Annotated in this window: 17 protein-coding genes and 3 pseudogenes; 15 read left to right on the top strand and 5 right to left on the bottom strand. The window is 38.1% G+C overall.

The annotated features are described in order from the left end of the window. Window positions 1-56 precede the first annotated feature (56 nt). Window positions 57-2,429, bottom strand: a complete 2,373-nt coding sequence (gene ppsA, locus CWB65_RS12690; RefSeq protein ID WP_033025757.1) for a phosphoenolpyruvate synthase — start codon at window positions 2,427-2,429, stop codon at window positions 57-59. Between the two features lie 154 nt (window positions 2,430-2,583). On the opposite strand from ppsA, the gene ppsR reads away from it, so the two are divergent. Then, complete coding sequence (gene ppsR / locus CWB65_RS12685; RefSeq protein WP_006793240.1) at window positions 2,584-3,393, top strand: posphoenolpyruvate synthetase regulatory kinase/phosphorylase PpsR; 810 nt, start codon at window positions 2,584-2,586, stop codon at window positions 3,391-3,393. 65 nt (window positions 3,394-3,458) lie between these two features. Here ppsR and CWB65_RS12680 read toward each other — a convergent pair whose 3' ends face one another. Next, the gene (locus CWB65_RS12680) at window positions 3,459-4,808 is read right to left on the bottom strand and encodes a class II 3-deoxy-7-phosphoheptulonate synthase (RefSeq protein ID WP_008131800.1); all 1,350 of its coding nucleotides are present in this window, start codon (window positions 4,806-4,808) and stop codon (window positions 3,459-3,461) included. Between the two features lie 581 nt (window positions 4,809-5,389). Here CWB65_RS12680 and CWB65_RS12675 point away from each other — a divergent pair. Further along, window positions 5,390-6,265, top strand: a complete 876-nt coding sequence (locus CWB65_RS12675; RefSeq protein ID WP_008131802.1) for a DNA replication terminus site-binding protein — start codon at window positions 5,390-5,392, stop codon at window positions 6,263-6,265. A 63-nt stretch (window positions 6,266-6,328) separates the two neighbouring features. Here the strand turns inward: CWB65_RS12675 and CWB65_RS12670 are convergent, their stop codons facing one another. Continuing rightward, window positions 6,329-7,543 carry a hypothetical protein gene (locus CWB65_RS12670; protein WP_006793243.1) on the bottom strand — a complete coding sequence of 405 codons (1,215 nt, stop codon included), beginning with the start codon at window positions 7,541-7,543 and terminating at the stop codon, window positions 6,329-6,331. Window positions 7,544-8,318: 775 nt separating this feature from the next. On the opposite strand from CWB65_RS12670, the gene CWB65_RS12665 reads away from it, so the two are divergent. The 7 genes from CWB65_RS12665 (at window position 8,319) to CWB65_RS12635 (ending at window position 17,915) form a co-directional block, all read left to right on the top strand. Then, a complete protein-coding gene (locus CWB65_RS12665; RefSeq protein WP_006793244.1) occupies window positions 8,319-9,557 on the top strand; it encodes an AAA family ATPase in 1,239 nt (412 codons plus the stop codon). Window positions 9,558-9,572: 15 nt separating this feature from the next. Further along, on the top strand, window positions 9,573-10,535 hold the full coding sequence (locus tag CWB65_RS12660) for a transcriptional regulator (RefSeq protein WP_138740728.1): 963 nt from the start codon (window positions 9,573-9,575) through the stop codon (window positions 10,533-10,535). A gap of 423 nt (window positions 10,536-10,958) precedes the next feature. Further along, window positions 10,959-14,105 (top strand): DEAD/DEAH box helicase, encoded by a 3,147-nt coding sequence (locus CWB65_RS12655; protein WP_138740727.1) that lies wholly within the window; start codon window positions 10,959-10,961, stop codon window positions 14,103-14,105. Between the two features lie 666 nt (window positions 14,106-14,771). Next, entirely contained in the window at window positions 14,772-16,238 is a 1,467-nt protein-coding gene (locus tag CWB65_RS12650) for a DNA recombination protein RmuC (protein ID WP_138740726.1), read from the top strand. A gap of 124 nt (window positions 16,239-16,362) precedes the next feature. After that, window positions 16,363-16,944, top strand: coding sequence for a hypothetical protein (locus CWB65_RS12645; RefSeq protein ID WP_138740725.1), 582 nt, complete (start codon window positions 16,363-16,365; stop codon window positions 16,942-16,944). A gap of 54 nt (window positions 16,945-16,998) precedes the next feature. After that, window positions 16,999-17,451, top strand: a complete 453-nt coding sequence (locus tag CWB65_RS12640; RefSeq protein WP_138740724.1) for a GNAT family N-acetyltransferase — start codon at window positions 16,999-17,001, stop codon at window positions 17,449-17,451. Window positions 17,452-17,507: 56 nt separating this feature from the next. Continuing rightward, window positions 17,508-17,915 carry a hypothetical protein gene (locus tag CWB65_RS12635; protein ID WP_138740723.1) on the top strand — a complete coding sequence of 136 codons (408 nt, stop codon included), beginning with the start codon at window positions 17,508-17,510 and terminating at the stop codon, window positions 17,913-17,915. Here CWB65_RS12635 and CWB65_RS12630 read toward each other — a convergent pair. Continuing rightward, complete coding sequence (locus CWB65_RS12630) at window positions 17,912-18,316, bottom strand: MerR family transcriptional regulator (protein WP_008130578.1); 405 nt, start codon at window positions 18,314-18,316, stop codon at window positions 17,912-17,914. The two genes, CWB65_RS12635 and CWB65_RS12630, sit on opposite strands and share 4 nt — an antisense overlap. A gap of 92 nt (window positions 18,317-18,408) precedes the next feature. Between CWB65_RS12630 and CWB65_RS12625 the strand changes: the two are divergent. From CWB65_RS12625 to CWB65_RS12615, 3 genes and pseudogenes are all read left to right on the top strand, one after another. After that, window positions 18,409-19,651, top strand: a pseudogene (locus CWB65_RS12625) (NADH:flavin oxidoreductase/NADH oxidase family protein). A 134-nt stretch (window positions 19,652-19,785) separates the two neighbouring features. After that, window positions 19,786-22,986 carry a glycoside hydrolase family 2 TIM barrel-domain containing protein gene (locus CWB65_RS12620; protein ID WP_138740722.1) on the top strand — a complete coding sequence of 1,067 codons (3,201 nt, stop codon included), beginning with the start codon at window positions 19,786-19,788 and terminating at the stop codon, window positions 22,984-22,986. A gap of 112 nt (window positions 22,987-23,098) precedes the next feature. Next, a pseudogene (locus tag CWB65_RS12615) lies at window positions 23,099-23,676 on the top strand (DJ-1/PfpI family protein). Here the strand turns inward: CWB65_RS12615 and CWB65_RS20060 are convergent. After that, window positions 23,673-24,562, bottom strand: a pseudogene (locus tag CWB65_RS20060) (LysR family transcriptional regulator). The pseudogenes CWB65_RS12615 and CWB65_RS20060 sit on opposite strands and share 4 nt — an antisense overlap. A gap of 98 nt (window positions 24,563-24,660) precedes the next feature. On the opposite strand from CWB65_RS20060, the gene CWB65_RS12600 reads away from it, so the two are divergent. The 3 genes from CWB65_RS12600 to CWB65_RS12590 all read left to right on the top strand — a co-directional run bounded on the left by CWB65_RS12600 (window position 24,661) and on the right by CWB65_RS12590 (window position 26,695). Further along, window positions 24,661-25,149: a DUF2938 domain-containing protein gene (locus tag CWB65_RS12600; protein WP_138740720.1), complete on the top strand. Its 489-nt coding sequence runs from the start codon at window positions 24,661-24,663 to the stop codon at window positions 25,147-25,149. 9 nt (window positions 25,150-25,158) lie between these two features. Beyond that, window positions 25,159-25,803, top strand: a complete 645-nt coding sequence (gene tmpT, locus CWB65_RS12595) for a thiopurine S-methyltransferase (protein WP_008130569.1) — start codon at window positions 25,159-25,161, stop codon at window positions 25,801-25,803. A 91-nt stretch (window positions 25,804-25,894) separates the two neighbouring features. Next, on the top strand, window positions 25,895-26,695 hold the full coding sequence (locus CWB65_RS12590; protein ID WP_008130561.1) for a DODA-type extradiol aromatic ring-opening family dioxygenase: 801 nt from the start codon (window positions 25,895-25,897) through the stop codon (window positions 26,693-26,695). The last annotated feature ends 72 nt before the right edge of the window (window positions 26,696-26,767 follow it).

Here is a 26,767-nt window from a genome sequence, read left to right as displayed (position 1 = left end):
TGACCAACAAAAAAGCCAGCAATATATGCTGGCTTTTACATAGCTATAACAGGTTACTAAGCTAATTTTTTAGCTAAGTATAACCAAGTTTCGATTACTGTATCTGGGTTTAATGATACAGAGTCTATACCTTGGTCAACTAACCATGCAGCAAAGTCTTCGTGATCTGAAGGACCTTGTCCACAAATGCCTACATACTTTCCTTTTGCTTTGGCTGTTTGAATTGCCATAGAAAGAAGCTTTTTAATTGCTGGGTCACGCTCGTCAAACAAATGAGCAATTAAACCAGAATCTCGGTCTAAACCTAGTGTTAACTGTGTTAAATCGTTAGATCCAATTGAAAAACCGTCAAAGTGCTCTAAGAACTCTTCGGCAAGTAATGCATTTGACGGCAGCTCACACATCATAATTACTTTAAGACCATTTTCGCCACGTTTTAGGCCATGCTCTTCTAGTAATTCAATTACACGTTTACCTTCTTCAAGTGTACGTACGAATGGAATCATGATCTCAATGTTAGTCATGTCCATAGTATTGCGTACACGCTTGATTGCCTCACACTCTAAAGCAAAACAGTCGCGGAAGTCTTCAGATATATACCGTGCTGCACCACGAAAACCTATCATTGGGTTTTCTTCTTCAGGTTCGTATTGTTGGCCGCCCACTAAGTTAGCGTATTCGTTCGATTTAAAATCAGACATACGAACAATTACTCGCTCGGGAGCAAACGCACAACCTAGCGTAGAAATACCTTCAACAAGTTTTGAAATATAAAATTCTACTGGTGAATCGTAACCAGCAATCATGTCGGTTATTTCTTCTTTAAGGGCATCTGTTTGTGCGTCGAAATTTAATAATGCTTTTGGATGCACGCCAATCATACGGTTGATGATGAATTCAACACGTGCAAGGCCAACACCTGAGTGTGGCAAACGTGCAAAGTCGAATGCGCGGTCCGGGTTACCCACGTTCATCATTACTTTCATTGGTAGGTTTGGCATTTCGTCAACACGTGAAGTAAGCACTTCAAAGTCTAAAATACCTTCGTAAATGAAACCAGTATCGCCTTCGGCACATGATACAGTGACTTCTTGACCAGCTTTGATTAGGTCGGTTGCATTGCCACATCCTACAACTGCAGGGATACCCAGTTCACGAGCAATGATTGCTGCGTGACATGTGCGGCCACCACGATTTGTAACAATCGCTGCTGCACGCTTCATGATAGGTTCCCAGTCTGGGTCGGTCATGTCGGTGACTAAAATATCACCAACTTGCACTTGATCCATTTCATCAATCGAGTCAAGAACACGAACAACACCGCTACCAATTTTATGACCAATTGCACGACCTTCTACAACAACTTTACTCGAACCGTTTAACTGAAAACGCTCCATTACATTTGTATCTTCGTTTGAACGCACAGTTTCTGGACGAGCTTGTACTATATATAGTTTGCCGTCGTTGCCGTCTTTTGCCCATTCGATGTCCATTGGACGACCGTAATGTTTTTCAATGATTACAGCTTGCTTGGCAAGGTCTTGTACTTCTTCATCTGTAATCGAAAATTTGTTAGAAAGTTCAGGGTTTACGTCAACTATTTCTACTTGTTTACCATGTGCTTTGTCGTTTGAATAAATCATTTGAATGGCTTTAGAGCCAATATTACGACGCACTACAGATGGCTTATCTTTTAGTAATGTTGGTTTATGTACATAAAATTCGTCTGGGTTAACAGCACCCTGTACAACCATTTCACCTAAACCGTAGCTTGAGGTTACAAATACAACATCTTCAAAGCCAGATTCAGTGTCGATACTGAACATAACGCCAGATGCTGATTTATCAGAGCGTACCATACGCTGTATGCCTGCAGATAATGCAACACCACGATGATCATAACCTTGGTGAACACGATAAGAAATTGCGCGGTCGTTAAACAAAGATGCAAATACATGCTTTATAGCAACCATAACCGAATCGATACCAACAACATTTAAAAATGTTTCTTGTTGGCCTGCAAAAGATGCGTCTGGCATATCCTCAGCGGTTGCTGATGAACGTACAGCAAATGACACATCAGCTGATGTATCACCATGAAGTTGGCTGTATGCATCGCGAATGGCTTGGTCTAAATTTGGTTGGAATGGTGTATCGATTATCCATTGGCGGATATCGGCACCTACTTTGGCGAGTGTATTTACATCATCAACATCGAGTGTATCTAAGATGTCATGAATTTTGGCATTGAGTCCTGATTGGTCTAAAAACTCATTAAAAGCATCGGCGGTTGTTGCGAAACCACCCGGTACTTGTACACCAGCGTTAGCTAGGTTAGAGATCATTTCACCAAGAGAGGCATTTTTGCCGCCAACTCGAGGAACATCTTGCATACCAAGCTCTTGATACCAGAGAACGTATTCTTGCACGGGTCTTTCTCCAAAAAACAAATTGTAGTTGAAACTGTGAGAGTTAAGAAAGAAAACCTTTTATAAAGGCCACCTTCATTCTACACTGGCAACAGTCCTCGCGTAAACCGTGAGTAACCCATTTTAGGGATTAAAAGTAACAAAAAGGTTAATTATGAGAACTGCATTTTATATATCTGATGGAACAGCAATTACATCAGAAGTGTTTGGGCATGCAACGTTATCTTTGTTTCCAATCGATTTTAATCACAAAACTATTCCTTTCGTAGAAACAGAAGAAAAAGCACACGAAATTAAAGCGTTAATAAATGCAACAGCTGCAAAAACGGGTGAAAAGCCCTTTGTGTTTTTTACATTTGTTAATCACAGTTTAAGCGAAATCATAAAGTCAGCGGATGCTATCCCATATGATTTTTTGACCACGTATAGCGAAAAAATTGAAAAAGAATTACAGGTGGCACCTGTACCAAAAATGCATCGTACACACTCTATACATGAAAAAAGTTATGACTTTAGAATAGACGCGGTGAATTATGCTTTAATGAATGACGACGGCGGCAATATCAAAAACTTTTCCGAGGCTGATATTATTTTAATAGGTGTGAGCCGAAGTGGTAAAACCCCAACGAGCTTATATTTAGCGTTGCAATATGGCATTAAAGCAGCAAACTACCCTATTACCGAAGAAGATTTAGAAAGCGAAGGCTTGCCTAAATGTTTAGTACCTTATAAACATAAATTGTTTGGTTTAACTATTGACCCAGAGAGACTTGCTGCAATTAGGCATCGACGCATGGCCAACTCTAAATATGCATCTATAAGGCAGTGTCGTATTGAAGTACGTGAGGTTGAAATGCTTTACAAGCGTCATAAAATTGCCTACTTCAATTCAACCCATCATTCGGTTGAAGAAATTTCTGCAAAAATATTGATGGATACGGATTTAGAGCGTCGTAAGTACTAACTTATTTAAATATTTACGCCACAAAAAAGCCGCTGTTAAGCGGCTTTTTTTATATGTGAGAGTCTTTATTTACGTGCGTCTTTTAATAAATCAGCAACTAAAAACCCTAGCTCTAATACTTGGTCTGCATTAAGACGTGGGTCACACTGTGTTTTGTAACGTTGTGCTAAATCGTCGTCTGATAGACCATACGCTCCGCCGGTACACTCTGTAACGTGCTGACCTGTCATTTCTAGATGAACGCCACCTGCATATGAACCTTCTGCTTTGTGAACAGAGAAAAACTGGCTGATTTCGCGCATTATATTGTCGAAATTACGCGTTTTGTATCCAGAGGTCGCTTTTTCAGTATTGCCATGCATTGGATCTGAACTCCAAATTACCTTACGCCCTTCTTGTTGTACTTTACGTACGAGTGCTGGTAGTTTCTCTGGCAGTATATCTGCACCCATGCGTGTAATTAAGGTTAATCGTCCTGGAATATTGTCAGGATTTAATGCATCAATTAGGCGGATTAATTCATCTGGGTCCATACCAGGACCTACTTTTACACCAATTGGGTTTTTAATTCCTTTAAAAAACTCAATGTGTGCGTGGTCTAATTGACGTGTGCGCTCACCGATCCAAACAAAATGCGCTGAACAGTCATACCAGTCGCCTGATAAGTGATCGCGTCGTGTTAGTGCTTCTTCATAGCCCAATAACAATGCTTCGTGAGATGTGTAGAGATCTGTCTCTTTAAGGCTTGGTGCAATGGTCGAATTAATACCACATACTTCCATAAACTCTAATGCGTCTTGAATTTTATCAGCAAGCTGTTGGTACTTTTGCTTTTGAGGATTGGCGGCTACAAACCCCATGTTCCAGCGATTGACCTGGTGTAAATCTGCAAGGCCACCTTGTGCAAATGCACGTAGTAAGTTTAATGTAGCTGCACTATGGTGGTAAGCAGTCATTAAACGTTGCGGATCGGGTATGCGGGCTTCAGCTGTGAAGTCTATGTTGTTAATTATGTCGCCACGGTATGATGGAAGTGAAACACCGTCAATAGTTTCTAAATCAGCAGAACGTGGTTTTGCATACTGTCCAGCCATACGGGCAATTTTTACAACTGGGCATTTACCGCCGTAGGTTAAAACTACAGCCATTTGTAAAATTGTTTTAAATGTGTCGCGAATGTTTGCTGCATTAAAATCACTAAACGATTCTGCACAGTCTCCACCTTGAAGTAAAAATGCACGGCCTTCACATACATCTTCAAGTTGCTTAAATAAACTACGAGTTTCTTCTGCAAAAACTAACGGGGGTGCAGTTTTTAATTGGCCTTCAACAGATTTTAACACGTCTTGATCTGGGTATTGTGGCTGCTGCAGTATTGGCAGCTCTCTCCAGCTATTTGGGTTCCACGATTGCATATTCTTTCCTCATTCCTACTTTACCTGATGTACTGAAATTAACGTATGCACGTACCTCTGTTCAAGTACTAAATTCACTATTTACTAATTATTTTGTTATGGGCTAGTTATAAACACCAATTAACAACTTTCCATATGTGTATATTTCATAAATTAGCTTAATCAAACTATTATTAAAACCATTTATTATCAGTTAATTACACCTGTAAATGTTAATTTCAAAGAGTTCGAGAACACTAAGCTTAATACCAGATATTATATACAGAATAAGAAGGAACACATCATACTTAATTTGCGTCAATTGTATTCTAAACTTTACAGTTAAATTTAACAATTATAATCATGAGGATTGTATTTATACTCATATATGCTAAAGGAGCACAACCAAGTTTAAGCGGCCTACCTATAACATTAATAATATCTAATATAAATAAGGGCTTATATGCTAAACAGCAAAGAACACATCATACTAAATCTATAAGAAATGTTTATCTCAGCACAATAAATTTATAAAGAACTAGCGATCAAAGCAAAAGGTTAGTATCATTTCTTATTAAAGTACGATGTGTTCTTGGTGTGTGATGGTCTCTAAAATAAAAATAAGAAGTCAGTTTGATTTTATGAGTGAGCTTACCTCATTGTTAATTGATGAACTCAAACAATGTGAATACTCAAAAGCTGAATACTATAAATTGCCTGAGGTTCTTACTAGTGAAGAAAATAATGTCCCGCAAAGTATACCCGTTTCAAAACTAACGGGAGATAATGCCCTACGAGCTATTCTTAATTCATTTACTGATATGTATACAAAGTCAGGGTTAAGTAGCCGAGTACTTAAAAGGCACCCTGGTTTGTTAGTTATAAAAAATGCTAATAAGCAGGCACTCAATGATAGGATTAATCAGGTTAATAAAGCTAAAGCAGCATTTAAGGAATGTATTCTAAGTATTGATAACAACGACGCTCGTTTTGAAGCTGTTCATAATGCAGTACCAAATTTAATTACTTTAGCTGCATACAGAAAAATACACAGTGAGAGTGAATCACCTTTTTCTGTTAGATTTACATGGATGCACAAACATGCAACTAAAACCCTCACTAAAAAGATGGCTCTTGAAATGTTGAGTAAATCTGCAGGTTATACAAATCCAAGAATGATCGATCAGCAAAAGTGGCAATCTCTAGTCGCTCAAGAACAAATGAGGATTGCTAGCTTAGGTGAGAAGGAAAAACTAAGAATAAGACGCCCTACTCGAGTTAGTCCTCAAGTAAATATCAGATACACTGCACAAAATCGTTACCACGTTAGTGCTGCATTACCATTTATATTAATAAACCCAGAGCCCGATGTTAAAATAGGAACCTTACCAGATTACGAAAAGCCAGATAGTCATCCTCGAAAACGAGATTATGATTTCCTGGTTGATAGGCTTTACCTTGAACAAGTAACAAATTAATTATGTTAAAAAGGCCACATTTAGTGGCCTTTTAGTATTTGTATAGCAAAGATAAATAATAAACTATTTTTCGACTATTTCTTCTATTTTATCTTCATCTATTAAAACGGCATTTTCAACTATGCGTTTACCGCCTTGAATTTCTATACGTTTGTTATGCTTATTCAATGTAAGTATTTCATCACAAAATTGATCTGACGGATGCATTTCATAGGTGTAATCTATAATATTACCGGTCTTATCGTCTTTAACATTGGTAATGCTGTATTCTGAAATGGCACCCTTTTCTATAAGGTCTTTCATGGTAGTTGTCATATCACGACGTAATGCTTTTAATTTGTTTTCTGTTATGTTGTCGGTTGAATATATCGAACCATATTTTTCCATAATAGAAAGTAATCTAAAATGATATGTTTTACCTGGTGCCGCGTAGCGCCATAAGTGATACAAACGCAGCATCATCCAACGTGATAAACCACGCTTTAGTTCTTGTGCACTGTTAAAATAATAACCTTTATATTCTAAGTTATCGATCATGTTATGAACGAAAGCATTTAAACAGGCAACACATTTAACATTACCGCCCTGACCTTTTTTCCCACTAAAATGCAAAGACGATAAAAAATTCATGTTTGACTCGTAGAATGAATCATCAATGTCTGAATTTTTAGTATCTGTTGCAGAGTATTTAAATGAAAGTTTTGACCCTTGAAGTGCTTCAAGTGATTCTTTAATTGCAGGATATGGCATGGACTGACCAACGGCTTTAAGTTCTTGTGCTAATTCATTCATCGAAAAAACAACGGCATATTGAATACCGGACTTAAAATTTATTTTTACTATTTTACCTTTTGAGGCTAAACGGATAAGAGCTCGCTCTACTTTTTCTTCTCTATCTGATGGCCATACTAGGTATTCAATATCTTCACCATCTTTGCGGGTACTAACAACGGCGGGTGTTATTTTTATTTCGCCATCGTATAAAATACCATCTACTTTTTCTGATATTTTACGTGTAATGATTGTTTTTTTAGGCGCTTCTTCTAATGGAAGTTTTTTATGACCCGATCGAACAAAACGTCCCCATAAATCGTAATGATTAAATGTATTTGAATAGGCACGTAAACCATGAGCTGCATTCTCGATAGAAATGCGAACATCTTTGTTATCTGTAAATAGTGCTAAACTTTCATTATCAATTGCACTTTCCACCCCGTGAATTTGGCCTCTTAGTGTATCAGGCAAGTTATCTACCGAGATGTTGACCTTTCGGCTCATTGTTCTTATTTCCATTTATTATTGCGACAGCTAATAACAACACATAAAACAAAAAAAGTTAAATGTTTAAGTTAGTATAAAAGTGATCTGGCTCTAATTAATCTACTCAGATCAGTTTTATACTAAGTACTAGCATTTTTCTTTAATTTAAGATCATTATTATACTAACACGTGCATTTCAAATCTCATTTTTACTAACTCAGTTATAAATTTGTCCACTGCTATGCTAAATTTAGACTGCAAAGCACGACAAATTTGCTCTTTTTCATACTAGCCTGTGGATAAGGACTTAGTTAGTTAGCATAGATCTGATCTGTACTTACTACAGATCAGATCTATACCAATTGATAGCTGCTTTTTCTACATTGAACGGTGCATAACATTCTAATTTACTTAGTAAAAGCATGATCTTAATCGACCTATTTGTTTATAACCTTAAGGGTAAGCTGTGTATAACTATAAAATTTATTTAGCAGTTAATAAAATGCTGATCTGTTAGTTATTAAAGATCTGATCTTAACCACGTATAATGCTGATCTAACTTTTTATAGTTTATTTATATTTATCATATAGTTAAACTACACTTTTAACCTCTTAACCTTTATTACCTTATATATTTAACCACCTTTAAACTTCTTTATTTATACTAAGCAATATTAAAGGTGTAAATTTATATTATGATGTCTTCTTTTTAAAACACATGTCGTCATAAATAGTTGTTTACAGGTATTTGAATGGACATTATACTAATTGCTTAACTTTGAGGAAGGAAAGTATGTCAATTAACAATAATGCGCTTGATACCTATCGACTTTTAAAAGCAACTGCCGAAGTTGCTGAAAAGTCATTAGAAGGACGTATTCAACATTATCGCGCTCATCTTAAATCAGAAGAAAAAGAATTAAGAACATACACCCAAAAAGCAGCCGCTGATTTATTAGGATGTAACAATCGTACACTAAAACGTCGTCATGATAATGGCGATTTTGACGATTTGAATATCAAACGGGGCGCTAACGGCCATTATGCTTACACATTGGTTAATATATTTGCAATGGCAGATATTATGGACATAAAGCCAGATCACCGTTCTGATAGTGATAAACTACAAGTTATTGTTATTAATTCACTCAAAGGGGGCTGTGGCAAAACAACCAGTATGGTTAATATTGCAGCGGCACTTGCCACCACTAATATTAAGCGATACCGAATTGGGATTATAGATTTAGACCCTCAAGGTTCTTCATCGAGTTTTTTCCCATCGAGTGAACACGATCCCATTACTGTCGGAGATCTAATGCGCGATTGTATCGACTTAGACGACGGTGAAACCTGGCCAGAATTTGTTTCAAGTTCATTTTTACCAACACATATTCCTAATATTCGTGTTTTACCTTCCGGTATGGATGACTTTTACTTTGAACACGAAACCGCCACTTTACTCAAAGACACATCAAATTATGAAGAAACACGTCATTATCATAAATTACTCGAAAAAGTAATTGATCCGGTAAAAGACGAGTTCGACATATTACTAATCGACACTGCCCCTACCCTCAACTTTATGTTTTATAATGCATTAATGGCATCTACAGCTATGTTAATTCCTGTTCATCCAGAAGCTGTTGATTTTGATGCTAATAATAAATATTTAAAACGTTTAGGTGAGATTTATCATACTGTTGCCGCACTTGGCCATGAAGGTTGGGACTTTATGCAGTTTTTAGTTACTAATTACGTAAAAGGTAACCATTCACAACGTGACATTGTTAAAGATGTACGTAGTGCTTTTGGTCGCCAAGTAATGAGTTACCCAATTAACCATAGTTCAGCTATCACGGCGAGCTCATCATCGTTTAATACCATTTTTGATCAAAAAGCATCAGACAGTTTAGCAAGTCGCGAGTCTCTTATGCGAGCACAAGAAAATATTAAAGATGTTGTTGACGAACTTGAAATGCTGATCCGATCAAACTGGCAGTCTACTCAATCAAAATTAAATACACCTAAGTAAGGATGTTAAATAATAATGGCTAAAAAACGTAAAAACGACACCCGCTTAGACCCATTTGCAACAGCTGTAGGAAATAGCAGCCTTGATGCGCTTTTAGAACAAGCTAATGCTGGCGATGTAATTAAAATGCCGGCACCGAGTGATTCTTCGCGACAAATTACCCTTGTTTGTAAAGTAATTTCACATGCTGATATTGAAAAAACGACTCATGTTTATGGCAAAAACCGTCGTGTTCAGTCGCTTTTAAACGAAAAATCGGTGTCGGATATTCTTCCTGCTATTCGTGAAGATGGACGAAATCAGCATCCAGCTCTGCTTTGGGAGCAAGGAGATACAAGTTTAGTACTCGCTGGTTCTCGCCGCAGAATGGCGTGTATTTTAGGTAAAGCAGATTATCTTGTTTTAAGTTCAAGCGATTTCACAGAGCAAGATGCTAAAATTTTAGCTGTTTCGTCTGACCAATACATAGCACCCAGCTTGTGGGAATTAGGTCAAGCTTATCAACAAACCAAAAACGAACTTCTCGAACAGGGTAAAAAAGGATCGTATCGCGAAATTGCAGCCATTGAAGGTGTATCCCACACAGCAATTGCAGATGCAATAAAAGCGTATGAGCAAATACCGTCTTCTGTTATTGTTTTGTACCCAACAGCAAATCACGTTGGAAGAGAAGTCGCTAAAAAGCTTGTTATTGCCAAGGAGCGCGACGCTGAGAGCTTTAGCCAATTAGTAGCTGATGTCGCTAGTAACACTGTGGTAAACGCCATCACAAGTGACGACAAGCGTGCTATGGCTATCACTAAGTTATTGACTGCAGAACCTCAAGCCCCTTCAAAGAAAGAAGCTGTGTTGGAAAACGAGTATGTAATGTTGCAACGAAATTTAAAAAGTGGCGATGTGTCGATTAAAATTAATAATAAAGTAATGACCGACAAACGTTTAGAGCAGTTGACTAAGTTATTAAGTGCATTTAATTAGTTAGTAAAATAACGATCTGCTAGGTTCTATCAGTTAGTTAAAACATGATCTAGCAGTCTGTCTAGTTAGTAAAAATTTGATCCATGTTCGTGTTGTCATAGCGATTTTACTTAAATAGCATTAATGAGATCATTTTTTTACTAACTATTTTCCACTTCCCAGTATTTTTTCTGTCATTAGCTTATCTCTTAGTAAAATTATGATCTGTAAAGCCCCTACGTTGTGCGTAAGGTGTTTATATTTTGTTTGTTATTTGTGGGTTACTGTTCGTTTTTTATTACGCTACCGTTTACCATCATAAACCGAATTTTTACTAACCTATCAACTCCAACCAGTTTACATTACTGTGAATAGTGCTTTAGCTCAGCGCTTATAAGGCATATACTGGGAAAATTATTTTAAAAAATTAATCCTTTGAGTGACATGTCTGCTAACTTATCAAAAAATGATTTACTGGCTATTTTTGAAGAAATTAAAAATGAGCAGGCTACCCAGTTTCCTCTTTCTGAGCGTTTTATAAATAAACTGTTTAAGCCAAATGTGTTGGCAAAGGGTAAAGCGTATTATAAAAATGGTAAAATCGCCTGGTTAGAACATAACAGTGACTTTTCGGTGATAGACTCAACCGTTCAAAGTGATACCGGCGCCTCTTATAATCAGCGAATCGAGATCAGTAAATTACCAACAGGTTATTCTGTTGATACCCACTGTACCTGTAATATCAAATCTAAATGCCTACACCTAGCAGCCATTTTGTTAAAGCTCAAAATTGAGCACTCCGGTGAGTATGGCGAAGACTATTTTATAAATGATTGGTTCAGCGAATTAAGTACACTTAAAAGTACCGGATCAACAACACCGTCTCAAGTACTACTTTTTGTATTATGTGTTGAAAATAAAAAAGTATTTATATCTCCTAAAATAGCTAATTTCGACAAAGACCAAAATTATACCTTAGGGCGCAATCTAACCGACCAGCAATTAAATAGCTTTATAACGCCAAATGATTTACTTGAAAGCGACTTTAGACTTTATAGTTGGATCCGTTCACAAAATGCAGTTGGTAGTCTTGAGTTAAAAGGTCAATGGGGGTTTAGCGCGTTACAGCAGTTGATTGCAACCGAGCGCTTATTTTTGCATCGTTCTCGAACTGCAATAAAGCCTCAAAGTGGCCAGGCGCTTAGTTTTAATTGGCAACAAGAAAAAGAGCTTACAAAATTAGTCGTTAATTTAGAACAAAGTAAAAATTGGGCGGTACTCAAAACTACACCTCCTACATACCTTGACCTTGACCACTTAAAAGTTGGCCGTATACGCACACCGTTAAGTGGCGATGAAATAGCCCATTTACAAACCATGCCTGCAATACACAGCCCTAATTTTGACCGTATTTATAAACAGCTTGCAGATAACTTTGGTGCGGGTGTTATCCCCCATCCCACCAATACGCAATCTGTTTTACCGCATACAGCGAGTAATGCAGTAATTAAAGTGACTATGGAAGAGGCTGGTTTAAGGCTGTCTTTATCATTTAAGTATAAAAATAAACATTACCCCGCAGGTACAGCGCCAAATAATTTAATTAACAGCGCGTTTGAAAATACAGTAACCAATGAGCTTGTTAATTTAGGTTTTGAATTTTGTAAAGGGGGTTTACAAAGCGAGTTTACTTTTAATAAGCAATCAGCAATTCATTTGCACTGGTTAACTTACGAGGTATTTCCTAGCTTTAAAGAGCATGGTTGGAAAGTAACTGTTGGTAAGATGGATATCGCCAATCCGCAAAGTGAAGTTACACTGATTGCTAATAGAGCTGCAGGGCATCAAATGCACTGTAAAGTGCTTATTAACAGCAGCAAGCTTGCACAACTTTTTAGTAACGAAGATTCACTTTATCAATCGTTAAATCGACAAAGTCAGTTATTCCATTACTACCCTGTTGGTCGCCAATTTGGTGTTATTAATAAGTCAGCCATGAACGTTTTGTCTGATTTTAAGCAACGTTTTGAGTTTGTAAAAACACGTGACGAATTTAATATACCCCTTTCGTACTTGCCAGAACTTGTAAAACACACTGCAATTAATGTTGAGCTGCACGACGACTCACTCGAGCTCTATCTTGAGGAGCTTAACAATACACATAAAACAATGCCGAGCGTATCGCTGCATGGTTTAAATGAGTCTGTCGAACTTAGAGAGTATCAACAGCAAGGTATTGATTGGCTTAGTTTTTTAAAACGCCACAAACTTGGTGGCATTTTAGCTGACGATATGGGGTTGGGTAAAACACTGCAGGTCATTGCGTTTTTAACGAGTACGTACAATCGTCCGCAGGCAGGTCCTACACTAATCGTGTGTCCAACCAGTTTAGTGAGTAACTGGCAAAACGAAATACTTAAATTTACCAAAGGATTAAAGGTAACTACTATATTTGGGTCTAATCGTAACGAGCCACTGCAACATCTAGCGCAAGCACAGTGTATATTGACTACTTACCCTTTGTTAAAACGTGATATAGCTTATTACTCACCGCTTTTTTTTGAAAACATAGTGCTAGACGAAGCGCAATATATTAAAAATGACACGGCGCAAGTATCTCGATTGGTAAAACGTCTTAATGCTGATTTTAAATTGTGCTTAAGCGGTACCCCAATCGAAAACAACTTGCTTGAACTCAAGTCTTTACTCGACTTTGCTATGCCCTCTCTTTTAGGCTCTCAGGCTCATTTTAAACAACATTTTCAAACGCCTATTGAGCGTGAGGCCGACATGCAGCGTGCAGAGCAATTAAAAGCACTCATAATGCCGTTTATACTACGCCGAACAAAAGCACAAGTGGCGCAAGAACTGCCGCAAAAAACAGAAATAACTAAAGAGTTTGAGTTTGAGCCTAAACAAAAAGAAATGTATCAAGGGATAACACGTGCCCTTGAAGAAAAACTTATTGATTTATTTGCTGAGCAAGGCGTTCAAAAAAGTAAACTTGCCTTTTTAGAGGCTTTACTGAAGCTAAGACAAATTTGTTGTCATCCAAAGCTCATTGAACCCGATACACAAGCCGGGTCTGCCAAATTAGAATGGTTATCTACTCACCTCCCTTTAATGCTAAGTTTGGGGCGTAAAGTAATTATATTTAGCCAATTTACATCAGCGTTAGATTTAATTGCAAAGCAATTAACTGAATTGGACATTAACTTTAGTTTATTAACAGGCCAAACTCGCCATCGCGATAAAGTTATAGATGAGTTTACCAGTGGCAAAACGTCTGTTTTTTTAATTAGCTTAAAAGCAGGCGGCACTGGGCTTAATTTAACGCAAGCCGATACGGTTATTCATTTCGATCCATGGTGGAACCCCGCAGTAGAAAAACAAGCCACCGATCGTGCCTATCGCATTGGGCAAACAAACCCAGTTTTTGTTTATAAGTTGATTATGAGTCATTCAATTGAACAAAAAGTATTTAAAATGCAAGAAGATAAACAAGCACTTGTTGATGCATTATTTACAGACAAATCAATGAGTTTTACACAGTTCGATGAGCAACAAATGCTGTCACTTATAAAAAATTAATTTATTTTAAAATTAGTGCGATCTTTTTTGAACTTATTTAACTGCAGGGCGTCTACTATTATGCTTGTTGATTAATTGCAGTTAACACAAGTTTTCATGTTGATTCCCTATTTAGTTACTAATTTTTAGTAATGATTAAGCCAGTTCATTTTGAACTGGCTTTTTTTATGCCTGTTTTTAGTGTTTAGTTGGTTATTAGTCGGGGCTTAAGTTATTTAAACTAATTTGATCTTTTTTTTGAACTTATTTGAACGCACGGCGTCTACTATTATGCTTGTTGATTAATTGCAGTTAACACAAGTTTTCATGTTGATTCCCCCCCATTTAGTTACTTATTTAGTAATGATCAAGCCAGCTCACTTTGAACTGGCTTTTTTTATGTTTAATTTTTACCGTTTAATGCTTTATTTGCCAAAGATCAGTTTTTTAAAATAATTTGATCTTTTAATGAACTTAATTCAAAACAGGGCGTCTACTATTGTGCTTGTTGATTAATTGCAGTTAATTCAAGTTTTATGTTGATTCCCCTGTTGTGTTACTTATTTAGTAATGGTTGAGCCAGTTCATTTGAACTGGCTTTTTTTATGGCTGTTATTTGTTACCCCCTACTTCTACTCAAACTTATTCGTTATGATGGCATGTCCATAAATTTTATAAGTTTATTTTATGATTACTCAAATACTCACCCAAATTGATTGGGTAAGCACAGCTGCAGGGTTTACGGCAGGTGTTGTGCTTTATAGTGTTATTGGTGTTTTGCCTCGCAGAAAATTAAAAAAAGCAATTAACGAGCAACAACAGCAACTCTCTTTATTACAAAGTCAGTTCGATAACAAAGCTGAGCAACTTAGCGCCTTACAAGATGAACATGAGTTGCTTGAGCATAGCCACCAAGAACAACGCGACGAAGCGCAGCATTTTAAAACGCGCTGCAGTGAACAAGAAAAACAAAGCATGCAATACAATCAGTTTTGGCAAAAAGCCGAAACAGAAATAACGCAGTTGCGTGCACAATATAATCAACGCGATGTAGAGCTTAACTCCATGCGAACTATGCTTGAGCAAAAGCAGCAAAGCTTTACTGAGCAGTTAGCTCAAATAGAAGAAAGTAAAAACGTACTTAAAAAAGAGTTTGAAAATTTAGCCAATAAAATCCTCGATGAAAAAACCCAAAGCTTTAAAGTGACTAACCAAGAAAGTATTGAACAACTGCTTAAACCCGTTCAAGGTGAGTTAAAAGGCTTTAGAGATAAAATGGAATCAATTCATGTTGAGGACTTAAAACAGCGTGCACAATTAAAAACTGAGCTTTTACATTTACAAGCCAAAAGCCAATCCATCACAGAGCAAGCCGATAAGCTAAGTAACGCCTTACAAGGGCAAAAGAAAACCCAAGGTAACTGGGGCGAACTCATGCTCGAAAATGTACTCGATAGCGCAGGCTTACGCGCGGGTACCGATTACAAACGCGAGGTCTCGTTTAATACCGAGGACGGTCGTTTGCGCCCAGATGTTGTAGTGTACTTACCACAAGAGCGACATTTAGTTATAGATGCAAAAACATCCCTTAATGCCTACACCCGTTATGTAAATGCTGAAAATGAACTAGATGCTAATCAAGCTATTAAAGAGCATGTAAATGCAGTTACGGCTCGAATAAACGAACTAGCCAGTAAATCATATGACCGCCTCCCGGGGTTAAATTCACCAGAGGTTGTCATTATGTTCGTACCTATAGAGTCAGCCTTTGTAGAGGCGCTTAAATATCAAAGTGATATTTATCAACAAGCGATAGAAAAAAACATTCTGGTCGCTACTCCCACTACGCTGTTAACCAGTTTAAATATTGTTAAACAGCTGTGGCGTTTTGAAGAGCAAACTAAATATTCAAAGGAACTGGCAAATCGTGCAGAGCGCTTCTACAACAAATTAAATGGCTTTTTACTCAGCATGGAAGGTGTTGGTAAACAATTAGACCGAGCAAAAGAAAGTTACGACAAGGCCTTTTCTCAGCTTTACCGAGGTAAGGGAAACTTAATTAAACAAGCCGCCGAATTTAAAGAGCTTGGTGTATCTGTTCAAAAAGAGTTACCCAACGAGAGCGTAGAGCGAGCACAGTTAGAGTTAGATTAGTCCTTTTAGCTTTATAAAAGCGCATATAAATTGTAAGCGCTATTGTTCACACTTTTTTCAGGTCAATACACCTAATTATTTGGTTTGAACACACATACAAAAATCAATAAAAGGAACAACGTGAATGAACGCTAAAATTATTATTTTTGCCTTAAGCCTATTAAGCTTTTTTGCTCAAGCTTCAAATGAAAAAGCGTATCAGCCAACAGAAGCTGATTATAGTGAAGGGGAAAAGTGGGTATGGAAATATAAAGGGGTAACACCTAGCAATGAAATACGTGCACAAGGCACCGATACTAAACAAATAGTCAGCGAAAATGGCGCACTTAGTATGTTAACGGCTAAGGGATCTACGTTACTAAAGGTATTAACAAAACCAAATAACAGCAAAACCTCGCGTTATTATTGGCCGTTATATGTAGGCAAAACATGGGTGTTTGAAGAGCACTGGGAAAGCGAAGATGGCACCAAAGGCTCAACAATTCAAAACGCTAAAGTTGTCTCTTTTAAAGATGAAAAAGTAGAAGCTGGCACATATAAAGCCTACACCATTGAGTACACGGGTAAAATTACTAATTCGAGAGGCTATTCAGCCGACACACAAGACATACACTTGTATGCACCAACACTAAAAACATTCATTAAGTTAACTCAGCGTCAAAAAGGGTATTTATACGTTGAAGAGCTAATTGAATATACCAATTAATAATTCATTTTTTCCAATCGCTGCAGTATCTAAAAATAAATAAGTGAAATTAAAATGATCACTCAACTAAAAAATGCAGTTCCTTCTGTTGCAGAGCAAATTTATAACGTTTTTCAATGTGCTTATAAAACAGAGGCCCTTTTAATAAAGGCTGAACATTTTCCTCCTCTTAGTAGAACGCAGCATGCCATTGTGCGCAGCAACGCGCTATTTTATGGTTTTTATTGTGAGAGTACGCTTGCGGGGGTTATAGAAATTACAGTAAAAAATAATTGCTTAAGTATCGAAAGCTTAACAGTGCACCCTTGCTACTTTAAAAAAGGAATCGCAGGTAAACTAATTGCTCATGCGCTTACTTTGTATACGTATAATAAAGCTATAGTAGAAACGGCTGTAGCAAATACGCCAGCAATAAATTTATATAAAAAACATGGCTTTTCTGAATATAAACAATGGTTGCCCGCACATGGTATTTTAAAAACAGCAATGCAGCTTGAAGTTCACTAACAAAATATGTGATTAAGTTTTCCGCTTTAATTAATAAGCCTGATAGGAAGAAAAAAATGACAAAAAATAAACTAATAAAATTGGGTTTTATTATGGCTGCAGCCATGAATATAGGTGGCGTTTTACTGTTCTCGCGGTTTTTTACAAATTCCATAATAAACGAACTAGACCCTGTTGTTATGTCTAATTTTGGCTTGTTAATGATTGTTATATGGGGCTTAGCATATTTGGCTAGTGCTTTTATTACCTCAAATATAAAGTGGTTAGCTGGCGCTTTTGTAATTGAAAAACTGGTTTATGTTGTTGCTTGGTCATTATGGTTAGCAAACAATAACCTTGATGACGTTTACGATAAAGATGTATTCGCGGGAATTTTTTACAGTATTTACGGTATCAACGATTTTGTGTTTATGCTGTTTTTTGCTTGGGTATTCTTAACACACATCAAAGCACCTAACCGTTAAAACTGAACCTCATCCAATAAGTCACTCATTTGTTGTTGTGTTAAACATTGTCCATTTGACCAGCTTGCATTTAATTGCGTGACTAAATCACCGATACGCTGCGACTTTTTTTGCAGCTGAGCAATCAGCGCATTCGCTTCGTTTTGCTTTTGCTGCAAACGTTCAATAATAACAGTGTGATCCAGATCGTTTTCTGGCGTTTTTAATGTTGGTATCTCCTCTAACGAAAACCCTAAACTCTGTGCAAACTTAATCATTTTTATTTGCTCAATGCTTGAATGGTCGTATTGTCTATAACCATTACTGTTGCGGCTGCCTTTTGGTAATAAACCTTTGCCTTCGTAATAACGAATTGTACTGGGGGCAACGCCAACAAGTTTTGCAAGCTCACTTATTTTCATAGTGGTCCTAAATTAGTTATAAATACTGCCTTGACCTTAAAGCTGACTTTAAAGTTATAGTGGCATTAATGTCAATTTAAACGGTTACTAACATGCCAAAAAATCAACAACAGAGCGTATTTACATCGGTTACTTTACCTAGCGGTTTAGTATTAAAAAATAGGCTAGTAAAAGCGGCCATGGAAGAAAACCTAGCAGATGCCGATCTCACCCCCCTCTCAAGTACTTAAAAATTGTTATAACGCATGGGCTAAGGGCGGGGTTGGTTTAATTATTACCGGTAATGTAATGGTTGATCACTTAGCTATGACTGGCCCCGGTGGCCTTGCGCTTGAGCATAATACCGATATAACGCCTTTTGCGGAGCTTGCGCGTTTAGGGCAGCAAAACGACAGTAAAATTGTGATGCAAATTAATCACCCAGGTCGTCAAGTGTTTAAAAAAATGGGGGGAAAGGTTCTTTCAGCCTCCAATGTGGCATTAAGCATGGGAAAACACTCTCATTTATTTGGCCAGCCAAAAGCAATGACACACAATGAAATTGATGATGTGATTGAGCGATTCACAAATACGGCATTACAAGCACAAAAGGCAGGGTTCGATGGCGTGCAAATACATGCGGCTCATGGTTACTTATTAGCACAGTTTTTATCGCCTTTAACCAATAAGCGTGATGATAAATACGGTGGTAGCCTTGAAAATCGAGCGCGTTTACTCACAGAAATAACGCAAAAGATTAAGGCTAGTTGCGCAAATAACTTTTCGGTATCGGTTAAACTAAATTCGGCTGATTTTCAGCGCGGTGGATTTGAACCTAGCGACGCCCAAGCAGTAATTAATCTATTAAGTGACTTAAATATAGATTTTGTTGAGCTTTCGGGCGGTAGTTACGAAGCACCTGCCATGCAAGGTAAAACGGCCGATGAACGTACACTCGCTCGTGAAGCGTACTTTTTAGAATTTGCCAAAACAATTAGTGAACAATCCAGTATTCCTATTATGACCACGGGTGGTATCAGTCGCCTATCAGTGGCTAATAATGTTATTGATTCTGGCGTAGCTTTGGCCGGTATTGCAACGGCACTTGCGTATAAACCTGATTTAGTCAGTATTTGGCAAAAACAACCCGAGTTTATTCCTGCAGCGCCAAACGTTCAGATTAAAGATAAAACCATAGCAGGCCTTGCCACCATGGCATTAGTAAAAAGGCAAATTCGTCGTATAGGCCAAGGCAAAGGTGCGAAAGAAAATGCATCAGCAGTGTTTACTTTAATTTGCGACCAAATTAGATCTCTTAAATTAACAAAGCGCTATAAAAAACATTATATTGAATAGTCTGAAACTTAGTTGATTAGAAATAGTCCCCATAGCCGCCGTTGTAGTCTCTATTAATTAGGTTTCTTAATTGTTAAAAATACGCTAAAGTTTAATTAGCATATTTATATGATAAAAAATTAAAGGAGAACAGGATGCGGCTTAAAGGTTATCTAAAAAAGCTTCTATGCTTTGGGGGACTTTATTTATTAATAACTAGCTTGCCAAGCATTGCAATAGAACAGCAAGTTGCTCAGGCTTGGCAGGATCCAAGTATATTTAGAGTAAATAAACTCCCACCCCGCGCGTTCTATTATCCTACAGAAAATGAGCAAAACGCATTTACACTAGAGCCTTGGCAGTTAGATAGTTATAAATTACTAAATGGGCAGTGGAAGTTTAACTGGGTTGACTCGCCTAGTAGAAAACCAAATGGATTTGAAAAAGTAACCTTCAATGACGCAAGCTGGGATGAAATAGCCGTCCCTGCCAATTGGGAGCTAAATGGTTACGGTTCTCCTTTTTATCACTCTCACTACTGTTTAATACCTAATACTGAGCAAATTGAGCTGCCGCGTTACTATAATCCGGTTGGCTCATACCGAAAAATAATTAACATCGACGAAAGCTGGAATAACAAACAAATCCTTATTCATTTTGGGGCGGTAAAGTCTGCGTTCTATATTTATGTAAATGGTCAGCAAGTTGGTTATTCAGAAGATTCTAAAACTGCCGCCGAATTTGATATTACGCCATACGTTTCTAAAGGTGAAAATACTTTAGCATTACAAGTTTACCGCTATTCAACAGGGTCTTACTTTGAATGCCAAGACATGTGGCGTATGAGTGGTATTGAGCGCGATGTATATTTATATGCAGCGCCAAAAGTGCGTATAAGTGATTTTGAAGCTAATACCACTTTGATTGACAATTACACAAACGGTGAACTAACGCTAACCACAACAGTACAAAATCACACTAAGCAAACCCAAACTAACTTTGACTTACTCGTTTCACTTTTAGACGCAAACGATAAGGTAATGAGTACTAAAACATTGTCAGTTCCTAAAATAAAAAAACAACAAAGTACGCAAGTAAAAACAGTGTTTAAAGTAAATGATGTACTGCCTTGGAGTGCTGAAATTCCTAACCTTTATAAATTAAAAATAGGCTTACGTAATAGTAATGATAAGGTTGTTGAGTGGATTGGAAAATCAATAGGCTTTAGAAGCAGTGAATTAAAAAATGGTAATATTTTAGTTAACGGCAAACCAGTTTTATTTAAAGGTGTAAATAGACACGAGCACGACCCAGAAACAGGGCACGTCGTTTCTAAAGAGTCTATGGAAAAAGATGTTGCATTAATGAAGGCCTTTAATATTAATGCAATACGAATGGCTCATTACCCGCAAGATCCGTACATTTATCACCTTGCAGACAAATATGGCTTATACGTTATGGACGAAGCTAATATTGAGTCACATGGAATGGGAGCCGCAAACCAAGGTAAGTACGACCCCTCGGCACACTTGGTAAATAAGCTTAGTTGGCAAAATGCATACATAGATCGCATTTCAAACATGTATCACCGTTCTAAAAATAATCCATCGGTTGTAATGCGCTCACTGGGTAATGAATCGGGCGATGGTATTAATTTAGAGGCGTCGTACGATTGGCTAAAGCGTCAAGCCCCAGGGTTTCCAGTTGTATCTGAACAAGCACAGTTAAGGCGCCACACCGACGTATACGGTCAAATGTATGCGCCAATCCAATCGGCTATTCGCTATGCTAAAACAATGCATGATGTATCAAGACCCATGATTTTAATTGAATACGAACACGCAATGGGTAATTCGTTAGGTAACCTTGAAGAATATTGGCAGGCCTTTGAAAAATACTCACAGCTACAAGGCGGTTTTATTTGGGATTGGGTCGATCAAACTTTTGCCATGAAAAACAGTAAAGGTGAGCTTTTTTGGGCATATGGTGGCGACTTAGAGCCTCCATTTGCAGTAAGCGCAAAAAGTTTTGCTGCAAATGGGTTAGTTTACGCCGACAGAACGCCCTACCCTTATTTGTGGGAGGTTAAACAAGTACAGCAAAACATCGACTTTGAGTTAACGAGCAAAACACCTTACGAAATAAGCGTAATTAACAAACAGTTTTTTGCCGGCCTGTCTGACTTTACTTTGTCATGGCAGCTAATGGCCAACGGTGTTGAAGTAGAGCAAGGTGCTAACCTTGGTATTAATGCCAAACCACAAACATCTCAGCGTGTTAGTTTGCCAATTAAGACAAAACTAAAAGCAGGAATTGAATATTTTTTAAATGTACAAGCCGTTCTCAAAAACGCTAAAAATACATTGCCAACGGGTCATGTGGTTGCGTCAGAGCAACTTGCATTAACAGGCTTTGCACTGACTAATAATACAAAATCAGCCTCGTTAAAAGTAAAGGATTCTGAAAATTCTTTAGCTTTTTCTACTAAAAACGCTCAATTTACGTTTAACAAAAAAACAGGCTTATTAAATGAAATTAATGTCTTTAGAAAGCCATTACTAGCCAATAGTGTAGACCAACCTGTGCAGCCTAACTTTTGGCGTGCGCCTACCGATAATGATTTACCGCAAAAGGGATATGGTGACTCGTTTGCTGTGTGGCAACACGCGGGATCAAATACAACACTGACTAGTTTTAGTAGTAAAAAAGTATCCTCAACACAATACAAAGTCGAAACAGAGCACACATTAAATAACGTTGAAAGTCGGTACTTCACAACATACACAATAAATGGCAATGGCGTAGTTGATGTAGATGTTTACTTTTATGCTGCACCTCATAATTCGTACTCAGCCTTACCCAGATTAGGTATGCAGTTTGTTGTGAACGAGAACTTTAAAAACGTACAGTGGTATGGCCGAGGGCCTCACGAAAACTACGACGATCGTAAGTCATCGGCTTTTGTTGGCTTATATCAATCTGACGTTGACTCTTTACGTGTACCGTATGTTCGCCCGCAAGAAAACGGTCACAAAACGGATGTACGGTACGTTACGTTTTATGATGATAAAGGAATTGGTGTTAAGTTCTCTGGCGATCCCTTAATTGGCTTTAATGCATCTTTCTACGATATACACGACTACGATAAGAGTACTGAACAAGTTAATAGGCGCAATCTGCACCCATCAGATTTAACCAAAGCCCCGTACATTTTTGTGAATATAGATTACAAGCAGCGTGGTGTGGGTGGAACGGATTCGTGGGGTAGTAAACCCTTGTACGAATATGAGCTCCCATGGTTAGACTACAAATACAGCTATAAAATTGAAGCTGTTAAGTTAAACGCTAAAAAATAGCTATACATAAAGCTTTAAATGACTACCCTAAGCCCGCTTTTTCCCCTTAAATAGTGGGCTTTTTTTATGTAAAACATGCTAATTTAAACGTTTGAAATAGAAGGAACGTTAAATGAACATAGGTATTTATATATATGATGATGCTGAAGTGCTCGACTTTTCAGGCCCATTTGAAGTATTTAGTACTGCTAAACGTTTAGCTAAAAACGAGTGGAATATATTTTTAGTCGCGCAACATAATCAGCCTGTCAATGCGCGAGGGGTTTTAGTGTAAACCCCCATTACAGTTTTGCCGATCATCCGGTTATTGATTTGCTTATTGTGGTTGGTGGTGTTCATACTGGTGAGCTAAGTAAGTCGCAAGTAATTAGCTGGGTAAAAAAAGCGGCTGATTCTGCAAATCACGTTGCTTCGGTGTGTACATGGGCTTTTTTATTAGCCAAAGCGGGTTAGCTCGATGGCTTAACGGTGACTACGCATCGGGAAGATCAAGCCGATCTTGCTGCTATGTTCCCAAGCCTAAACGTAGTTGCAAATAAGCGTTGGGTGTCACAAGGTAAATTTACTACCTCTGGTGGTATTTCTGCGGGAGTTGATATGAGTTTGGCATTAGTTGCGCAGTTAATAAGCCCATCACACGCTGAGCATACAGCAAAGCAAATGGAATACCGATGGCATAAAAATGGTTAACTCCCTGGTAACTGTTGCTGAATAAAATTATGTATGTAATCACGTAAACAAACCGCTTTTTTACTAAGTAAACGACCGCTTGGCCAAATAGCAAAGATTTCGCGATTATGGCTTTGCCAGTTTGGTAATGCCCTTACAAACTCTCCTGTTGCCAACTCGTTTATAATTTCAAATCTAGGTAATAAGCCTACTCCTTGATGATCAGCCTCTTGGTATTTAACAAAGCCAGTATCGTTATAAATACTGCTAAATCGACACATGTGTGTATAGCTTGCGCGTGAAGTAATGTGAGTGAGTGGCCATTTATTTCTTAGTGTCGTGCCAATTAAGCGGTGTTGTTTAAGGTCGCTTGGTTCTGTGAGCACTGGTGCATTGGTTAAATAAATTGGGGTAGCCACCAAAATCGAATCTGCTTGTCCGAGTTTTTTTGTTGCAAAAGTGAATCCGCTTGTGGGCCGATTCTTAATGCTAAGTCGGCTTGGCTTTTAATTATGTCTTCAAGTTGATTGCTTAAAACAAGTTCCAATTGGATATCAGGATACTCTTTAGTAAACGACAACCACATTGACTTTAAAAAGCCATGGCAAATATTAAGCGGCGCAAGCACTTTAAGTTTGCCGCTTAATTGCTCTTTTTGTTGATTGAGGTGATGACTGGTTTGTTCAAACTGCTCAACTAAACTTGCGTAGCTTTGGTAATAAACCTCTCCCTGTTGGGTTAGTGTAAATTGGCGCGCAGAGCGGTGCAGCAGCTTTTGGCCCAGTCGAGACTCTAGGCGTTGTAATCGCCTTGTAACGGTTGCCGCAGGGAGCGATAAATACTCGCCTGCTTGAGACAGGCCCCCTTGTTGAACTATGTGCACAAACAACACTATATCGTCTAACATGATTCCACTTTTGCAATTTAAGTTTGATTAAATCTTTGTATTTAACGTTTTTGCAAGTGTATATCATAGTGCTTAAGTTTTCAGCAAAGGGTGACATTATGTTTTCAACAATTGATTGGTTGGCGGTCATAATTATTGGTATAGGTGCTACGGCATTACTTGATGTGTGGGCGCTACTACTTAGTAAGTTTGGTATTAACTCTTTAAACTTTTGTATAGTGGGTCGCTGGCTATGTTTAATGCGCTATGGCAAGTGGAAACACCTTGCTATTAGTAAAACCGCTGCACAACCTAATGAATGCGCAATTGGTTGGTTTAGTCATTACTTCATAGGGGTTATTTTTGCATTGGTATTTATACTATTGTTGCCAAATCATTGGTTAACAGCGCCAAGCTTAATGCCTGCTCTATTTTTTGGCGTGCTAACGGTTGTTATACCTTTTTTTTTGATGCAACCAGCTCTCGGGCTAGGTATTGCTGCGGCTAAAACATCAAAGCCAATCACAGCTAGAATTAAAAGCATTTTATCGCACGCAGTGTTTGGTGTGGGTTTATACCTAAGCGCATTAGCGCTGTCACTCTTTTGAGAGGTTATTATGCAAGCAGAATATTGGTTAAAGCGCTGGCAAAATAATGATGTTGGCTTTCATGGCGATAATGTAAACCCGAGTTTAGATCGTTATTTTACTAATTTAAATTTACCGCTAGATAGTCGTGTGTTTGTACCTTTGTGTGGCAAAACAGTTGATATACACTACTTGCTCAATAAGGGCATGCAAGTTGTGGGTGTAGAACTTAGTGAGCTTGCTGTTCAACAACTGTTTGATGAATTAGCACTTACGCCAAAAATAACGACACATGGTCTACTTACTGCGTATCAGGCTCTGGGGATCTGTATTTGGGTCGGTGATGTGTTTGCTTTAACGGTTGAGCATTTAGGTCATGTTGATGCAATATATGATCGCGGTGCCTTAGTCGCGCTACCCTACACTATTCGCAGTCAATATGCCCAACACTTGATTAGCCTAAGTGATGCTGCACCGCAATTATTGATCACCTGTATTTACGACCAATCTCAACGTAGTGGCACGCCATACAGTGTGCCTGCGGCAGAGGTACAGAGTATTTATGCAAAGCAGTACAGCTTAAAAATGCTCAGCTGCGAAAAATTAAACCAAGGTATTAAAGGTGTTACCCCTGCCAGTATTGTGGTTTGGTTGATGACTGCTAGAGCTTCTTAGAATTTGCACTTTAGCTGTGCATTTTTGTGGCTAGTTAATTGTGATTTGAGCATGCATTATAATAACCACATCGAACAATTAAGGGTTAAGTATGCCGCAACCAGCAAATGTTTTCTTTTTATCTCATGGCGGCGGTCCATTACCGCTGCTAGGAGAGCCAAGCCATAAAGATATGGTGGAATGTTTACAAACCGTTGCTGCTAAAATCAAAAAGCCTAGCGCTATTTTAATGATCAGCGCACATTGGGAAGCAACCCCTATTGCAATCACAGCCTCAGCAACACCTAAATTAATTTACGATTACTACGGTTTTCCTGAGCAGGCGTATCAATTAACTTACCCTTGTGCTGGCCAGCCGCAACTTGCTAATTTAGTACAGCAAGCGCTCGCAACACGTAATATTGACTCAAAACTCGATTCTCAGCGTGGTTTTGATCACGGGATGTTCGTGCCGTTAAAAATTATGTACCCAGAGGCCGACATTCCCTGTGTGCAAATATCCTTGCATCCAAGTCTTGATCCGCTGTTGCATGTTGAAATTGGTAAAGCGCTGCAAAGTATTGATTATGATAACTTATTAATTATAGGTTCAGGCTTTACCTTCCATAATATGCGCGCTTTTGGTGTTACCCAATCAAGCGATGTTAATCAGCAAAACCTGGCATTTGAAAATTGGCTGGTAAGCACAGTCGCAGATCAAACATTAACCGAGCATCAGCGTGAACAGCAATTATTAGCATGGCAGCAAGCTCCAGCTGCACGCTTTAATCACCCCAGAGAAGAGCACTTGTTACCACTACATGTATGCTATGGCGCTGCTATGTGTGCAAGCACTGAGGTATTTGAATTAAATATTGCTAATAAGCGAGCCAGTATGTATTTGTGGCAATAATAAAAAACACGCCAGACTTTACTAGGCGTGTTTTTTGGTACTACTGTATTTATTAAAGTGGTTAAGCGTAAG

It is taken from the genome of Pseudoalteromonas sp. S554, assembly GCF_005930865.1.
Taxonomy (GTDB): Bacteria; Pseudomonadota; Gammaproteobacteria; order Enterobacterales; family Alteromonadaceae; genus Pseudoalteromonas; species Pseudoalteromonas marina.
This window is presented reverse-complemented; position numbering and strand designations above follow the sequence as displayed.

What these genes read in the sequence shown, in the direction of transcription:
- CWB65_RS12670 (WP_006793243.1), bottom strand. Translation starts at nt 7,543, where the DNA reads ATGAGCCGAAAGGTCAACATCTCGGTAGATAACTTGCCTGATACACTA.
- CWB65_RS12675 (WP_008131802.1), top strand. Translation starts at nt 5,390, where the DNA reads ATGGTCTCTAAAATAAAAATAAGAAGTCAGTTTGATTTTATGAGTGAG.
- CWB65_RS12620 (WP_138740722.1), top strand. Translation starts at nt 19,786, where the DNA reads ATGCGGCTTAAAGGTTATCTAAAAAAGCTTCTATGCTTTGGGGGACTT.
- CWB65_RS12665 (WP_006793244.1), top strand. Translation starts at nt 8,319, where the DNA reads ATGTCAATTAACAATAATGCGCTTGATACCTATCGACTTTTAAAAGCA.
- CWB65_RS12590 (WP_008130561.1), top strand. Translation starts at nt 25,895, where the DNA reads ATGCCGCAACCAGCAAATGTTTTCTTTTTATCTCATGGCGGCGGTCCA.
- CWB65_RS12630 (WP_008130578.1), bottom strand. Translation starts at nt 18,316, where the DNA reads ATGAAAATAAGTGAGCTTGCAAAACTTGTTGGCGTTGCCCCCAGTACA.
- CWB65_RS12640 (WP_138740724.1), top strand. Translation starts at nt 16,999, where the DNA reads ATGATCACTCAACTAAAAAATGCAGTTCCTTCTGTTGCAGAGCAAATT.
- ppsR (WP_006793240.1), top strand. Translation starts at nt 2,584, where the DNA reads ATGAGAACTGCATTTTATATATCTGATGGAACAGCAATTACATCAGAA.
- CWB65_RS12650 (WP_138740726.1), top strand. Translation starts at nt 14,772, where the DNA reads ATGATTACTCAAATACTCACCCAAATTGATTGGGTAAGCACAGCTGCA.
- CWB65_RS12660 (WP_138740728.1), top strand. Translation starts at nt 9,573, where the DNA reads ATGGCTAAAAAACGTAAAAACGACACCCGCTTAGACCCATTTGCAACA.
- tmpT (WP_008130569.1), top strand. Translation starts at nt 25,159, where the DNA reads ATGCAAGCAGAATATTGGTTAAAGCGCTGGCAAAATAATGATGTTGGC.
- CWB65_RS12645 (WP_138740725.1), top strand. Translation starts at nt 16,363, where the DNA reads ATGAACGCTAAAATTATTATTTTTGCCTTAAGCCTATTAAGCTTTTTT.
- CWB65_RS12655 (WP_138740727.1), top strand. Translation starts at nt 10,959, where the DNA reads ATGTCTGCTAACTTATCAAAAAATGATTTACTGGCTATTTTTGAAGAA.
- CWB65_RS12600 (WP_138740720.1), top strand. Translation starts at nt 24,661, where the DNA reads ATGTTTTCAACAATTGATTGGTTGGCGGTCATAATTATTGGTATAGGT.
- CWB65_RS12635 (WP_138740723.1), top strand. Translation starts at nt 17,508, where the DNA reads ATGACAAAAAATAAACTAATAAAATTGGGTTTTATTATGGCTGCAGCC.
- CWB65_RS12680 (WP_008131800.1), bottom strand. Translation starts at nt 4,808, where the DNA reads ATGCAATCGTGGAACCCAAATAGCTGGAGAGAGCTGCCAATACTGCAG.